Genomic DNA, 14,006 nt, shown 5'->3' with positions numbered 1-14,006 from the left:
TTTTTATTTACTGCTGATATTTAGCTGAGCGCTTGCTGCAAATCCAGTTGCATGAATTTTTGTAAGGACAATTTTCCAGCGATAATCTGATTGATGAATTGTGACATTTCATCATACAAGGTCTCATATAGCTGCGGCTCTAATGCCATATGTCTTAACTGGATTTGTAAATGCATCAACAGTTCCTGCTGCTCGCATTCACCCTGTTCCAGAGCATAGATATAACCTAACACTGCGCCTTTTAAAACCACATCAAACGGTAAACTATATTTAAGCAAGGTCGATAATGAACCCATAACCCGTTCATTGTGTTTCAGCTTTCTTAAAGGTTCACGCCCTACACGTGCACATGGGTCCTGATAAGCATAGGCACAGGATTCAGTGAAACTTTGTGCCAGCCGCTCCAGATCTGAAGCATGCTTAGGAATCTGGTAACAGAGACCATGCTTCACCTGCGCTAAGGCCTGCTGCATGAATTTTCTGACCGCATGATCTGACATGGCCACGCCAATGGTCTGATGACCGCGCAGGCTGGCATACCAGGCCATCATCGCATGCACACCATTCCATAAGCGGTTTTTAATCAGCTGGATATTGGCAATATCATCTACCAGAATCATCTGGCGCATTTTAGCCAATAATGGACTGTTATTTTCCACATAGATTGGCATATCCGTTTCGGCATTAAACAGAATCAGATCCATTGACTGTAGAATATGACTCGGCTGGAAATTACGGCGCAGGTCTTCAATATACAAGCCAGCCTGATGTTCCTGCTCTGCATTCAGGGCTGTAGAATCATCCAGATCCACTACGGACAGATCTTCATCCAGCTGATACTGCTTGAACATGTTGTATTTGATGCGCAGCTGACGGTACAGTTTCTGGTCGGACAGTTTGGAGACCATACGGTTCACCACTGTGTCACAGAAATAATGCTGATCCATAATGTGCTGCGCTGTCTGTTCATCCGTAATCTGTTTCAGACGGCTCAGAATCTGCTGCATCACCAGCTGTTTGGCCCCGATTTTATTCAGGATAATTAACAGCGTCAGCGGCTGTTCCTGCTGCTCGTAGGCCAAGTATCGCGCATATAAACCCTGTGCAATTACTTCTGCTTCAGAAACCAGAGCTTCCTCAGGGACACAGACTGCCACCAGACTGGATTCAATATACATGTTCTGCATTTGCTCCAGATCATGCGCATCAATCACACTCATATTTTCAATACGCTGGTCAAAAGAGTTCTGACCATAACGAATGCAATAGGTGCCAAACGCATTTACGGCAGATTGATAGAGTGGATTACGCGTTGAGGCAATAATTTTGCGTGGACGCGTATAGCCATCCCAGTGTGATAACACCTGAGCCAGATAACCACCGCCAATTGCACCGAAGCCGTGAATCCCAACTGTTAACTGATTCAGCGTTTGCGGAAATGCAGTCTCAAGTTCAGGCATTTCCAGAACCGGAACAAACTGGTTCAGATCTATCAGAAAATCTTCCATCGTTTCATAATAATACTGGGCTTGTGCCAGCATCGATTCATTCGGTGTTTTAATGTCTTTGAAAAGTACCGTCATACCACCTGCATCATAAGCAGATCGCAGGCCATTTTCAGAATCTTCAAACATCAGGCATTGAGCCGGACTTAAATTGATTTTTTCGGCTGCGCTGATAAAAATTTCTGGATGAGGTTTCCCTTGTTTAATCTCATCGCCACACACCAGCACATCAAAAAATTTATAGACATTGGCATTGATCAGATATTCTTCTGCGATCGCACGTCGACTCGAAGTCGCCACAGCCATTTTTAGACCTGCCTTGCGTAGGCGTTCCAGTACCTGTAATAAACCTTTTTTAATTGGAACACCATAATTGCGTACATGTTCTAGTTCCAGTACATCGGCGCGCTGGCGGATCTCGGCATAAGGAACATCTTGTCCATAACGCTCTTTGGCCAACTGCTCGGCACTACGGGCACTTAAGCCCAAGCACTGCATTAAATAGTTTTCAGAAAATTCGACGCCGATCAGCTCACGTGAAGCTTGTTGCAAGGTTTGAAAGCGCAAACGTTCTGTATCAAACATGGTTCCATCCATATCGAAAATTGCGCCGTGTACGATTTGATTTTTAAATTCTAGCATTGCTCCCCTTTTATAATTCAATGAGTTAAGAAGTGGACAATACCTTAAAGAAAATAAGAGATTAAATAAACCGATGTAAAGATATGAAATAGTTCTGACTATAAATTGATCAATAAAGACTAAAATACGATTATTTATGTTTCTGGATGTAATCAAACTGTTAACTTAAGTAAGTTATTAATCTTGCCCCTCAGTTTAAATTTTTCTTTTGAAATATCAGGTTATTTTATCATTTTAAATGTTTCTGCTTATCATGGCATCCATTTTGCTTGATCAGTATTACGTTTTATAAAAATTGTAATATTGAGGGGCAACACTATGAGTTACGTTGCACGTGAACTCAGTCAAAGAAATAAAATACTGTTTGGCTTGGGGTCTTTTTTAATACCGATCTTGATTTGGTGTGCAGTCAGTTATTTGCCATTTATCTGGCATCCACAAGTCCAGATTGCCGATTCAGGCAGCGTTAGCTATTTACAGGTCGGTAGTCGTATTGATAAGGATATCTTTTTCTCTGCTGCGCAATCCGCAGTGGATCAAGGTCTTGCGCCGCCCCAAGGTATTCTGGTCAATCCGATCTATCTGCCTGCCCCGCATGAAGTGGCGATCGCATTGGTCACTGCATTTACCACAGAACCTGCTCAAGCCAATGCCCCATGGTTTCATGAAAGCCTGTGGCACAGTATCAAACTGGTGTTTACTGCCTTCTTTATTTCTTCCCTGATCGGTATTCCACTCGGTATTTTATGTGGCTTCTCTAATAAAATTTCCCAACTGACCGAGCCATTTGTTGAGTTTTTCCGCTATCTGCCTGCCCCGGCCTTTGGTGCGCTTGCGGTTGCTATTTTAGGCATCAATGATGCACCAAAAGTAGCCATCATTGTGATTGGAACCCTGTTCCAGCAAATCCTGATTATTGCCAATACCACACGACTGGTGGATCGCAGTCTGATTGAAGCCGGTTTTACCCTGGGTACTAATAAATTAAAAAGCCTGTTTCATGTGGTTATTCCAGCAGCCCTTCCTGAAATCTACCGCAACCTGCGCGTACTGCTCGGCTGGGCATGGACTTACCTGATCGTAGCTGAACTGATCGGTAGCACGTCTGGTATTACCTGGTTTATTACCCAGCAGGCCCGTTATCAGAATTTTGACAATGTCTTTGCAGCAATCCTGATCATTGGGGTAATTGGTCTGCTCTGTGACGTGATTTTAATGAAATTGGGACAACGCTTATTTAAATGGAAACCGGGAGCAAACTGATGCAAAACTCTGAATTTAATACCCGCGAATACTTTGACAAGATTTATAGCCGTCCGGTCATCCTGGAAGCCAAACAGCTCACTCAATCCTTCAAGCATGGCAAAACTGAACGCACCATTTTAAATGGCATTGACCTGAAAATTCATAAACGTGAGTTTATCTGTGTGATTGGTCCATCGGGTTGCGGTAAATCCACCTTTAGCCGCGTTGTTGCTGGGCTTGATCCTTATACCAGCGGTGAAATTCTGGTGGATGGCAAGCCGATTACTGGCCCAAGCCCGGAACGTGGCATGGTGTTTCAGGGCTATACCCTGTTTCCATGGAAGACCGTGAAAGAAAACATCATGTTTGGCCCGAAAATGAAAGGTCAAAGCAATGCTTCTGCTGAAGCGCAGGCACGTGAATGGATCAACATTATTGGCCTGGAAAAATATCAGGATCAGTATCCGCATCAACTCTCAGGTGGGATGAAACAGCGTGTGGCGATTGCCCGCGCCTTGGTCAATGAACCTAAAGTACTACTGATGGATGAACCTTTTGGTGCACTGGATCCGCATACGCGCCAAAAAATGCAGCGTCACCTGATGGATCTGTGGCAAAACATCGACATCACCATCATTTTCGTGACCCACGATATGGATGAAGCCATCTTGCTGGCAGACCGGATTGTGGCGCTGAAAGCCAATCCAGGTGAGATCAAAGAGATTATTGAAGTGGATTTGCCACGTCCACGTCATCCAGATCTGATGCTGACTCCGGAATTTAAACAGCTTCGCGAGCACGTCAATCATCTGGTACATGCACGGGAGGATGAGTTGGATCCTGCACTCGCCGATCTTCCAGAGATTCCACGCTTGACCAAAGTCAGCACGAGCAAATAATCCATTTTAAAGAGCCTTTGGGACGACCCAAAGGTTTTAATCGCTGTGTTGGACGACCAACAATAAGGTGATTGCAATGCAAGACCAATACGTACTCCCACTCGTCGATATTTCCAAAATGCAAAATCCACATCTGGCCGATCGTCTTGAAGTTGCGGCAGCTTTAGACCAGGCCTGTAAAGATGTCGGATTCCTTTATCTTAAAGTAGATCAGTTTAATTTTGATTATGCCACGTCACTGGTTGAACTGGCCAAATCCTATTTCGAGCAGGATCTGGACACAAAAATGCAGCACTATATTGGCAAATCCAGTAACCATAGTGGTTATGTGCCAATTGGTGAAGAACAGTTCGCAAGCAACAGTTATGACCTCAAAGAAGCCTATGATGTGAATTATGACTATCAGGGTTCTAGAACAGACTGCCCATTGCTTGGCCCAACCTTATGGCCTGATTATCCAAATTTTAAAGCCATTGTCAGCCAATATTACGGTCACTTGCGCACCATTAGCGAACAAATTTTTTCTGCTTTTGCCCTGGCTCTTGGTGTCAAAGAAGATTTCTTTGCTGATAAAATTAATGATGCGCCAAGTCAATTGCGCCTGATTCATTATCCGTACAATCCGGATATCAAAGATGCCGAAGGCATCGGCGCACATACCGACTATGAATGCTTTACCCTGCTATTACCAACTGCGCCAGGTTTGCAGGTGCTGAACAAATCCGGTGAATGGATTGATATTCCACTCATCGAAAATACGTTGGTGATGAACATTGGAGACATGATGGAAATCCTGTCCAATGGCAAATACCTGGCAACCAAACACCGCGTAAAAAAAGTCTCTGAAGAACGTTATTCCTTCCCGTTGTTCTGTGCCTGTAACTATGACACGGTGATTGAACCGGTGGTAAAAACTGATGATTCCAAATATAAGCCTTTGATTGGTGGTGAACACCTGTTTAATCAGACCGCACAAACGTTCCAGTATTTAAAACAGCGAATTGCCAATGGTGAGCTGGTTCTAAAAAATGCCGTTCCACTGTCTTCCTTTGGTTTAAATGAAAAATCGGAGGCAGCATCATGAACCTATTAGAAGCCATAAAAAAATTAACGCCAACAACTACTCAACCTGAAGTAGTTCCGAGCTTTTTATATGGGGCATTTCGCAGGAAAAGCATCAGTTTCTTTAATGGCCTGACCGATCAAAACACCATTGTGTACTGGTTCCAGTCACGCAGCTTTACTATTGATCTACGCCTGAAAAGTCAGAATGACACACCAGTGACAGAACGTCAGGGCTGGATTGGCAATACGGTATGGGATGATGCAACGCAGCTCTTGTCATGGGAAGTTGAAGACTACGCCAATTATCAAAATCATGTGCAGTGGCCTGAACCGGCCAAACTACATGCGATTGGTAACTGCATTCTGGAATTTTCACCAAGCAATGTCTATGTCGAAGACTGGCGTCAGCAAGTGAAGAAAGGGCTGTTCTTAGGCCTACGCTTAGAATCTGCGGTAGATGTCCAATCAGGTGCAAAACTGCAAATGGATGGCGGTCTGATCATCTGTGATGATCATATTGCCTATGCCCTGACCCGTTTGCCAGAGATGCAATCTCAAGTTGCAGAACTAGATATCAAGTCAGCCGATACTACTTCATTTGATCTATTACAAAGCTTTGAAGTCTCTATTGGCACCCAAGGTTTAAGTAAAACCTACAGCACCCGTACCGGTGAAACAGGCAACGCCTTTGATCTGGACAATTTTGAAATTCTGGATGCAACCCGTCTGGTCCAGCATGTGGTTCTGGATGGTCGTGCAATTGACCTGATTTTTAAGATTGATATCTACCAACCTGAATATGAGTTTCAGCACAGGACTAGCACGACTACAGAAGCTGAACAGTGGATGAGCAAAGAACAGAATCACCTGCTGCATCATGCAGAACGGGTGTTATAAGGAGGAATATGGCTTTTTTATATCTATCCGTTGCTATTATTGCAGAAGTCATCGCGACTTCTGCACTAAAGGCCTCCAATGGCTTTAGCGTACTCTGGCCTTCAATCACCACATTTGTTGGCTATGCGATTGCCATTTTCTTTCTTTCCATGGCCATGAAAACCATCCCAATGGGCATTGCTTATGCCATCTGGTCCGGTGCAGGTATTATCCTGATTTCTACAGTGGGACTGCTGGTGTTCAAGCAGCATCTGGATATTCCGGCACTGATTGGTCTGTCATTCATGATTGTGGGAATTATTTTTATTAATGTCTTTTCCAAAAGTATTGAACTTTAATTTCTTAATATTAGTGTTTTTCATCAGTCATTTTTTAATTACTAAGAAGTAAATTCCCTCTCCTTGTAGGAGACTTGCGGAGCATGCTCCTCAGGGAGAGGTTCTCTCTAATAAATACCCTCATCCTCTTGCAAAGCTATGCTTCTCATCCCAGAGGGAGAAGAAACTTTCAATATCCATTAAATTTGAATATTAATGATCATTTTTCGATTTATAAAAGATATTTACTCATCTAATAATAAAAAATCCCCGAAACCGGGGATTTTTTATTATCTGGATTTCGACTTATTTTAGCTCTTGTACCAGCGTTGGAACAATCACACTATCCACATTCATTTCAGTGCTATAAATGCCATTGGTAACGTTGAACTTGTTGACGTGATAGCTTGAACCATAGATCGAATCGAAACCATCACCTTTGGTAAAGACTTTCTTGTTGGCTTCCAGATCCAGCAAGTGAGTACCATCTACAAATTGCATATAGGCCTTGGCATCAACACCGACACGTTTCGACATGATTTCTACAGCATCTGCACGTGTTGCCGGGTCATTGATATATTTAACGGTTTTATCCCAAACCTGAATGACCTTTTTCCATTGCTCTTTATTGGCTTCCAGATGCGCAGGATTTACGGTCAAAGTATCATAGATCAGACCAGCTTTATCTTTAGAGCTGAAAATAATTTTTGACCCGGCAACCGCAGATAATGCCTGATTTGCGACTGGCTGCCATACCGCAATCGCATCAATATCTGGAGTATTAAAGACCTGTGGTAATTCATTGGTCATGGTATTGACCAGTTTCACTTCATTCAGTTTAACCTTTGCATCATCCAGAGCAGTCGATAGCAGCAAGTGATCGACCAGACCTTTTTCAGTGGCAACCGTTTTACCGCGTAGATCCTGAATCGAGTTAATTCCATTCTTGGCAATGATCACGTCATTTCCAGCTGAATAATCCGTCGCCAGAATCATCACGCCTTTAGTACCACCAGAGCCAGTCACCAGATTATCACCATTAGTTACCATGACGGCATCCAGCTGATTTGCTGCAAAGGCAGACAATGAAGCAGAATAGTCAAACCATTTAAAATCTGCATTCACACCTGCTTCTTTTAACCAGCCTTTTTCAATCGCCACTTGCCAAGCCACCCAACCTGGCCAGTCGCTATAGCCGATACGAATCGGCTGAGTATTTACACTGCCTTTGGCCTGACCAGATGATTCTGGAACTTTAGCCGTATTGTCACAACCGCTCATAAAAATTGCGCAGCAAACAGATGCTGCTAAAGTTACTTTCTTGATCATTGTGCTATTTCCCCTATGCAATTACATTTAAAACGCGTATTTGAAAGTTGTTTTGATTTAATAAAGTCACGCCAACCGCCGAAATGACTGATGCCAGTTGCATCTTCCAGCGCATAGCCTTCGCAGATAAAACCTTTCACCCAGCTGCCATCTGCCAGCTGTACATTGCCAATGCCCAGCGGTGCTGGAACTTCTGCCACGATTTGACCAAAGTTGGCAAACGGAATCTCCCAGACTTCCACTTCGATTTCTTGACCTTTGCTGTGGTACTGCAAGCCCGGTTTCGGTGGGGTGGTATTTTTCAGTGCAAACAATTTATAGCTGGCTGCCGTTTTGGTTTTTTGCACTAAAGTGCCGCCACGTGTGGTGAGCTGGAAGTTCAATGGCATACCAGTCAGATGGGCGCCGACAACAGCCAGTTTTACTGCATGCTGTGACTGAATCTGGCTTGTTGGTTCATAAGTTTTTTCAGATGTGCCCAGTGTCAACGCCGTTGCCTGCTGCCAAGTCTGACCAAAGTTTGCCAAGGCCTGATCCATCCAGACTGGAGCGATAAAAGTTACCCCGCTTGGCAAACCATCAGCACGAATCGCATTAGGCAGTGCCAAAGCCGACAAATCCGCAAAATTCACGAAGTTGGTATAAGCGCCCATGTGGCTGTTTTTCACCAGTGAATCGGCTTCTACATCGGCAATCTTGTAGATGGTTGGCGCCGTTGGCACCATCAAGGCATCAAAATCCGCCAGCGCCAGATTGATCTGACGAGCCAATTGCGCTCTTTCATATTCCGCCTGCATCATATCCACGGCATTAAAGTTATCTGCCTGACTGATGATCTGGTTAATCACCGGATGCGTTACATCACGAGAAACCAGTTTTTCAACAGCATTGGTCCGTTCAGCCACCCAAGCCTTGTTATAAAGTGCGGATGCCAACTGGTTGAAAATGCTGAAATCAATCGCTTCAACTGCATAACCAAGCTGTTTTACACGAGCAATTGCCAATTCAAAGGCTTTATCAGTTTCGGCATCACCATAGAATTCCAGTTGTGCCGGAATGGCGATTTTGCCTTTGGAAAATTGGGTTGGGACATTGGCTGGATGCTGGCGTGAATATTCATCGCTTGCGTCATAGCCTTGCATGATTTGTGCGACTTGCCATGCATCATCGACAGTCAAAGCAAAGACCGAAATCACATCAATGGTGCGGCACGCGGGTACCAGACCCGTAGTGGAGAACCAGCCTTTGGTGGGTTTCAAGCCGACAATATTGTTATGTCCTGCCGGTACACGACCTGAACCCGCCGTATCGGTACCTAAACTGAATGGCACCTGACCATTCGCCACCGCTACCGATGAACCTGAGCTTGAACCGCCGCTGATATATTCTGGATTAAAGCTGTTTTTCACTGCGCCGTAGGGTGAACGTACACCAACCAGACCTGTGGCAAACTGGTCTAGGTTGGTTTTACCCACCACAATTGCACCTGCAGCTTTTAATTTAGTGACGACAGTGGCATCGCTGGTTGCGAGATAAGATGCTTCTTTGCAGGCTGCAGTGGTATAAAAACCGGCTACATCAATATTGTCTTTGACTGCAAATGGAATGCCGTAGAGTGGCAATTCGGCTAGTGATTTTCCTGTTAAGGCATCAATTTGTGCTTGTAATTGTTCTGCAGATGCAATTGAAATCCAGGCATGATCATCATTTTGAAATGATGCAACATAATCGATCAGGTCCTGTAACTGAATCTGCTGCTGTTGGTAGGCGTTCTGCCAGTCTTGAATTGTCCATAAAGTATTCATGACAATACTCCTTTATTGGTATTTTGGGGAATGGGAGGCATCACGGCATCCATCAGTTCCAGGTGTCCTTTGAGCACCCCTTTTAATGCAATAAATTGTTCGCTAATTTCTTTTAAATCACTGCTTACACCCTGCATCAGCATCACTTGCAGGACTTTCTGATCATCCAGCTGGATATGCAGCGAGCTGATCACCTGTTCCAGATATTGCTGTTGCAAATCGACCAATTGGGAACGTAACGGTTTCAGGCTGACGTCATAAACCAGCGTCAGCGTACCGACCATCACTTCATCACGAGAAACCAGTTCATCAATCAGGTGGCGGTTAATCATGTCGACAATGGCCTGCGAGCGGCTTTCATAATGCTGCTCGACAATTTTCTGATCCATGGCCTGTAAGGTGGTTTCCGGCACGGTGATACTGATTCGTGCCAATTTCGGTTTAGACACGTCTGCTTTCCTTGAGTGAATCCTGTTTGACATAAAGCCCGGCGCGAACGCTGAGCAGTTCAATGAAAAATTGGGCAAATGGATGCAGCTTGGCTTTTTTGCTTTGATTATTCATGCGCATCTCCTCGGTATTACTGAATGTAAATTTCGTATTACTTAAGGAAAAGCAGAAAGCGTGCCAGTTTTAGATGAGGAAATTTGCTAATTACGAGGAGAAAAGGCAGAAATTCAGCTCAAAAAAGCCCCATCAACGGTTATGGGGCTTATTTGGAATCAAAATGAGTGAATTAATTCACCAAGAGGTCGTTAAATTAATCATGTACTGTAATTATTTTTAGACATGATGGATTGATCGAGAATTGCGTCTGGTTATTCAAGTAATATGCTCTCCTCTTTTAATTCGGTATATAAATAAAAGCAGAAAATATGCCAAATATAAAGAGTTTTTTATTATTAAAAAATTGATTTAAAACAGTTAGTTGAAACTTAATAAATGCTACAAAATGTGTCTAAAATATTTATGCGCCAAGAGTGATCAAACTTGCACCAAAACGATATCAAAATGGGGTTTTATGGTACAGTTTTTGATAATGGAATCTTCACCAATTACTCTTCTCTGGCTTTAATTATGAATACTAAAGCCGCTCAGATTTAGGTTTTGATTAAAATTTGCACTACAGGTGAATTTCTATACAATAAATTCCATAAAAATGCCCGAACAATAAGGAAATTTAATGAAGACTTCCACTCTCCTTCGTACTGCCATTCTTTGTATGCCTTTTATTTTTGCGGCATGTAGCAAAACCGAGCAAGCAGAAACCTCCAAAACCGAAATCCAGCAGGAAGATACCACGCAAGCTGCCGAAACGGCACCGGCACAAGCTTTTGACATCAGTAAAATTCCACTCAGCACAGCGACACTCGGTGACTTTCCTTATATTTCCCTGCCAGACGGTTATATCTATCAAAATACTGAGCAGCGCAATTTTGAGCGCGTTCCATTCTGGACAGGACAGCAACTGGAATGGGTTGAAGGCAAATTATTCAGTTCAGGCATTACCTCGAAACCGGAATATAAAGAAGGCAATTTTTTAGAAATTCAGCGTAATCTGGAGAGTGTGATCAAGGATTTGGGCGGTGTAGAAATTGCCAATAGCCAGATTCCCAAAGATATCATTGAGAAAATTCCTAAGGATTTTCAGGTGCAGTATTATGCTGGCCTGGGTGATATTTTTAACTACCCGACCAAGACTTATGTAGTTCGCCAGGAAGATAAGACCGCATGGTTCCAGCTAACCCAATCTGGCAATTATATTTCGCTGATGGTGGCTGAATCCAAGCCTTTAAATGTCACTGCCAAAGCACTGACTTCGAGTGCACTAAAACAAAGTCTGGATCAAGACAATAAAGTGAGCGTACAGATTAACTTTGCAACCGATAAAGCCGAGATTTTGCCAGACTCACAAGATCAAATTGAGCAGATTGTTGCTTTATTAAAAGACAATCCTGAGTTAAAACTGGGCATTTATGGTCATACGGATAATAGCGGTGATGCTGCACATAATTTAAAGTTGTCTGATCAACGTGCGCAAAGTGTGGTGAGTGCCCTGGCTAAAGCAGGTATTGAAAGCAGTCGTTTAACTGCTAAAGGGTTTGGGGATATACAACCTGTTGCAGATAATGCAAGCGAAGATGGTAAGGCGAAAAATCGTCGGGTAGAGTTGGTGAAGTTATAAGATTCCGACTAAATAAAGACCGCTTTATTGCGGTCTTTTAAATAAATTTAATTTTATAATTCTAAAATTTATTAAGTAATTTTTACAAATTACTTAATAATTCATCTACCTATTCTTGTTCTAACCCATTTCCTCCACATCTTGGACAATTACCAGTTGCTCCCCCATCACCACCACATAATCGGCAAGAAAAAGAGATAGCAGGGCTTACTTTTATAATAGAATTATCCGTAGGTTTATAGGTTTTTTCAAAATCAATCGTAAACTTTAATCTTCTCTCAACAATTTTTTCTATAAATTTCTGAATCCACTTTTTAGGATCAGTAATGAAGCTCCCCTTATACCGTTCTGTAAAGTCTACAGTTCTATGTTTTTCAATAGTAAAAACAATTTCTTTTCTACCATCATGCATAAGATATTTAGCCTTTATTAACAATAGAACTGTTTGAGATTCTCTTGAATAAATTCTAATTAGATTATGAATACGTTTAATTTCTAAACCATTCTGATTTGCCACTTCTGAGACTTCATCTACTAATTTATCTATATAAGAGAGCAAATTATCATCAAATTCATTTTCTCCTCTTAAATATTCATTTATTTCTAATTTTTTTTCAAATTGTCGCTTGTATTGATTTAACCATATGTAATTATCCATTTCCCAGCACTCCGATCAATATTTTCTATAGCTATCAAAGTCAAAAGTAGTAATTAAGTTCTCCTTATCAGAAACAATAACGATCCCACCTTTGTCCCTTAAGCGCTTTGCTGCCATTAATTCTTTCGTTAAATTGTTAATTAGATCATCTAGGATCTTTTTATTTATAAATGAACGTTCACCTTTAACTTCTCCATATTTCAAAGCGAATTGCACCATTCGATATGTAATACCTCTTTGCTTAGCACGCTTCATAAAGTGATTTGACTGCAACATTTTATACACCCCAATTATTGGTTGTTTTTTAGGCTACGATTATCCAAAACAAATGTCAAATACAATTTATATATTTTTTTATTTGTATTGTATTTGACATTTATCCAACCTCATTTTATGCTTGCTTCAATCCCTTCGGAGTATTAAAAATGAGAAATGAAAATATAGAAATGGTTTTAAAACTGTTCCTAAACTCAAAAAAAGCTTATGCCTATGACTCGAAAAAGCTTTTAAGCTCAATTGCTTTAAAGGAAGTCGAAGAACTTATTGAATTTTTTCAGACCACAGAAAATGTAAAACTACACAATCTATTAGAATTAGATCACGAGAATAATGGACTCTATACGTTTGATGATTTGTCGATTTTTTTTAATTTAGGTAGTAAGGCTCAATTAAATAAGGAAAATTACCAAACTAAAGGTATTTCTATTAAATTAAATGAAGATCAAAAACAAAAATTAGATTTCTGTGCACATAACCTTGATATAAGCCGAGCTAAAATTTTAGAAGAATTGGTTGTGAGTTATTCCGATTCTGCATATTTAAACTATCTACTTGGCAAACACTTGCAAAGAGGGGGGCAATTAAATTTAGAAAATTTAATTGAAGAACTAAGAACAGATGCAATTGAGCTTGATGAACCAAATCATGTTATGTGGTCATTATTCAAAATGAGAAAAATAAGTAATGATATTGAAAATATGGCATGGCAAGAATTTGATAGACTTAACCCTCAGGAATCAATGAAATGAGCAATTACTTCAAAGAATTAGGAAAAATTCATGCTAATGAAGGACAAGAAAAAAATGAAAAAAGTTCACCTCTTACTTTCAAACTACCCGAAGTTGAATTTGAAAAACTAGAATTTTATTGCAAAAAAATGGGAATTAGTAAATCTAAATTTATCAATATGCTTTTTCAACAGAAAATTAACTTTGCAATTGCTGAATATCTTGAAACTTCTCAAAAAAAATTTGAAGATCTAGATACATGTCAATTAACTGAAGATCAAATATCTAACCTCAAACTTGCCATAACATTTTATAATTTAGAATCTAGGGTCTGTTGACACTTACTGTTCATAATTAACCCTATAACGGTAGCCATAAAAATATACAGGCTAAGGCAACAGAACTTTGATAATTTCTTTTGAGCTTGTCATATCGAGTAGCTATTCCTCTAA

The 14,006-nt window shown here is 41.4% G+C and carries 15 protein-coding genes and 1 pseudogene; 8 read left to right on the top strand and 8 right to left on the bottom strand.

Annotated features, from left to right (window positions below):
- Positions 1-20: 20 nt before the first annotated feature.
- Entirely contained in the window at positions 21-2,147 is a 2,127-nt protein-coding gene (gene mtlD, locus FTU46_RS09305) for a bifunctional mannitol-1-phosphate dehydrogenase/phosphatase (RefSeq protein WP_180104846.1), read from the bottom strand.
- Between the two features lie 318 nt (positions 2,148-2,465).
- Here mtlD and FTU46_RS09300 point away from each other — a divergent pair, with 318 nt between their 5' ends.
- From FTU46_RS09300 to FTU46_RS09280, 5 genes are all read left to right on the top strand, one after another.
- On the top strand, positions 2,466-3,410 hold the full coding sequence (locus FTU46_RS09300) for an ABC transporter permease (RefSeq protein WP_180104845.1): 945 nt from the start codon (positions 2,466-2,468) through the stop codon (positions 3,408-3,410).
- Entirely contained in the window at positions 3,410-4,291 is an 882-nt protein-coding gene (locus FTU46_RS09295; protein WP_180104844.1) for an ABC transporter ATP-binding protein, read from the top strand. Before FTU46_RS09300 ends, FTU46_RS09295 begins: the two co-directional genes overlap by 1 nt.
- A 76-nt stretch (positions 4,292-4,367) precedes the next feature.
- Complete coding sequence (locus FTU46_RS09290; protein ID WP_180104843.1) at positions 4,368-5,375, top strand: isopenicillin N synthase family oxygenase; 1,008 nt, start codon at positions 4,368-4,370, stop codon at positions 5,373-5,375.
- A complete protein-coding gene (locus tag FTU46_RS09285) occupies positions 5,372-6,253 on the top strand; it encodes a hypothetical protein (protein WP_180104842.1) in 882 nt (293 codons plus the stop codon). The genes FTU46_RS09290 and FTU46_RS09285 overlap by 4 nt, the downstream gene beginning before the upstream one ends.
- Before the next feature lie 8 nt (positions 6,254-6,261).
- Positions 6,262-6,591: a multidrug efflux SMR transporter gene (locus tag FTU46_RS09280; RefSeq protein WP_179992574.1), complete on the top strand. Its 330-nt coding sequence runs from the start codon at positions 6,262-6,264 to the stop codon at positions 6,589-6,591.
- A gap of 285 nt (positions 6,592-6,876) precedes the next feature.
- Here the strand turns inward: FTU46_RS09280 and FTU46_RS09275 are convergent, their stop codons facing one another.
- From FTU46_RS09275 to FTU46_RS16725, 4 genes are read right to left on the bottom strand one after another with little or no spacing between them, the layout of a single operon-like run.
- Positions 6,877-7,899 carry an ABC transporter substrate-binding protein gene (locus FTU46_RS09275; RefSeq protein ID WP_180104841.1) on the bottom strand — a complete coding sequence of 341 codons (1,023 nt, stop codon included), beginning with the start codon at positions 7,897-7,899 and terminating at the stop codon, positions 6,877-6,879.
- The gene (gene atzF / locus FTU46_RS09270; RefSeq protein ID WP_180104840.1) at positions 7,896-9,704 is read right to left on the bottom strand and encodes an allophanate hydrolase; all 1,809 of its coding nucleotides are present in this window, start codon (positions 9,702-9,704) and stop codon (positions 7,896-7,898) included. Before atzF ends, FTU46_RS09275 begins: the two co-directional genes overlap by 4 nt.
- Positions 9,701-10,153 carry a CopG family ribbon-helix-helix protein gene (locus FTU46_RS09265; protein WP_099339103.1) on the bottom strand — a complete coding sequence of 151 codons (453 nt, stop codon included), beginning with the start codon at positions 10,151-10,153 and terminating at the stop codon, positions 9,701-9,703. Before FTU46_RS09265 ends, atzF begins: the two co-directional genes overlap by 4 nt.
- Positions 10,146-10,268 carry a hypothetical protein gene (locus tag FTU46_RS16725; RefSeq protein WP_257224637.1) on the bottom strand — a complete coding sequence of 41 codons (123 nt, stop codon included), beginning with the start codon at positions 10,266-10,268 and terminating at the stop codon, positions 10,146-10,148. Before FTU46_RS16725 ends, FTU46_RS09265 begins: the two co-directional genes overlap by 8 nt.
- Positions 10,269-10,887: 619 nt before the next feature.
- Here FTU46_RS16725 and FTU46_RS09260 point away from each other — a divergent pair.
- Complete coding sequence (locus FTU46_RS09260; protein WP_180104839.1) at positions 10,888-11,889, top strand: OmpA family protein; 1,002 nt, start codon at positions 10,888-10,890, stop codon at positions 11,887-11,889.
- A gap of 109 nt (positions 11,890-11,998) precedes the next feature.
- On the opposite strand, the gene FTU46_RS09255 is transcribed toward FTU46_RS09260, so the two are convergent.
- Together FTU46_RS09255 and FTU46_RS09250 are read right to left on the bottom strand one after the other, a co-directional pair.
- Complete coding sequence (locus FTU46_RS09255; RefSeq protein WP_180104838.1) at positions 11,999-12,547, bottom strand: hypothetical protein; 549 nt, start codon at positions 12,545-12,547, stop codon at positions 11,999-12,001.
- Positions 12,548-12,562: 15 nt separating this feature from the next.
- On the bottom strand, positions 12,563-12,823 hold the full coding sequence (locus FTU46_RS09250; protein WP_218951188.1) for a DUF4258 domain-containing protein: 261 nt from the start codon (positions 12,821-12,823) through the stop codon (positions 12,563-12,565).
- A gap of 149 nt (positions 12,824-12,972) precedes the next feature.
- On the opposite strand from FTU46_RS09250, the gene FTU46_RS09245 reads away from it, so the two are divergent.
- Together FTU46_RS09245 and FTU46_RS09240 are read left to right on the top strand one after the other, a co-directional pair.
- A complete protein-coding gene (locus FTU46_RS09245) occupies positions 12,973-13,575 on the top strand; it encodes a hypothetical protein (RefSeq protein WP_180104837.1) in 603 nt (200 codons plus the stop codon).
- Positions 13,572-13,892: a hypothetical protein gene (locus tag FTU46_RS09240; protein WP_180104836.1), complete on the top strand. Its 321-nt coding sequence runs from the start codon at positions 13,572-13,574 to the stop codon at positions 13,890-13,892. The genes FTU46_RS09245 and FTU46_RS09240 overlap by 4 nt, the downstream gene beginning before the upstream one ends.
- A gap of 22 nt (positions 13,893-13,914) precedes the next feature.
- Here the strand turns inward: FTU46_RS09240 and FTU46_RS09235 are convergent.
- A pseudogene (locus FTU46_RS09235) lies at positions 13,915-14,006 on the bottom strand (IS5/IS1182 family transposase); the annotation flags it as partial.

Origin of the sequence: Acinetobacter sp. YH12108 (assembly GCF_013419055.1) — a bacterium.
In the GTDB taxonomy this organism is placed as follows: domain Bacteria; phylum Pseudomonadota; class Gammaproteobacteria; order Pseudomonadales; family Moraxellaceae; genus Acinetobacter.
This window is presented reverse-complemented; position numbering and strand designations above follow the sequence as displayed.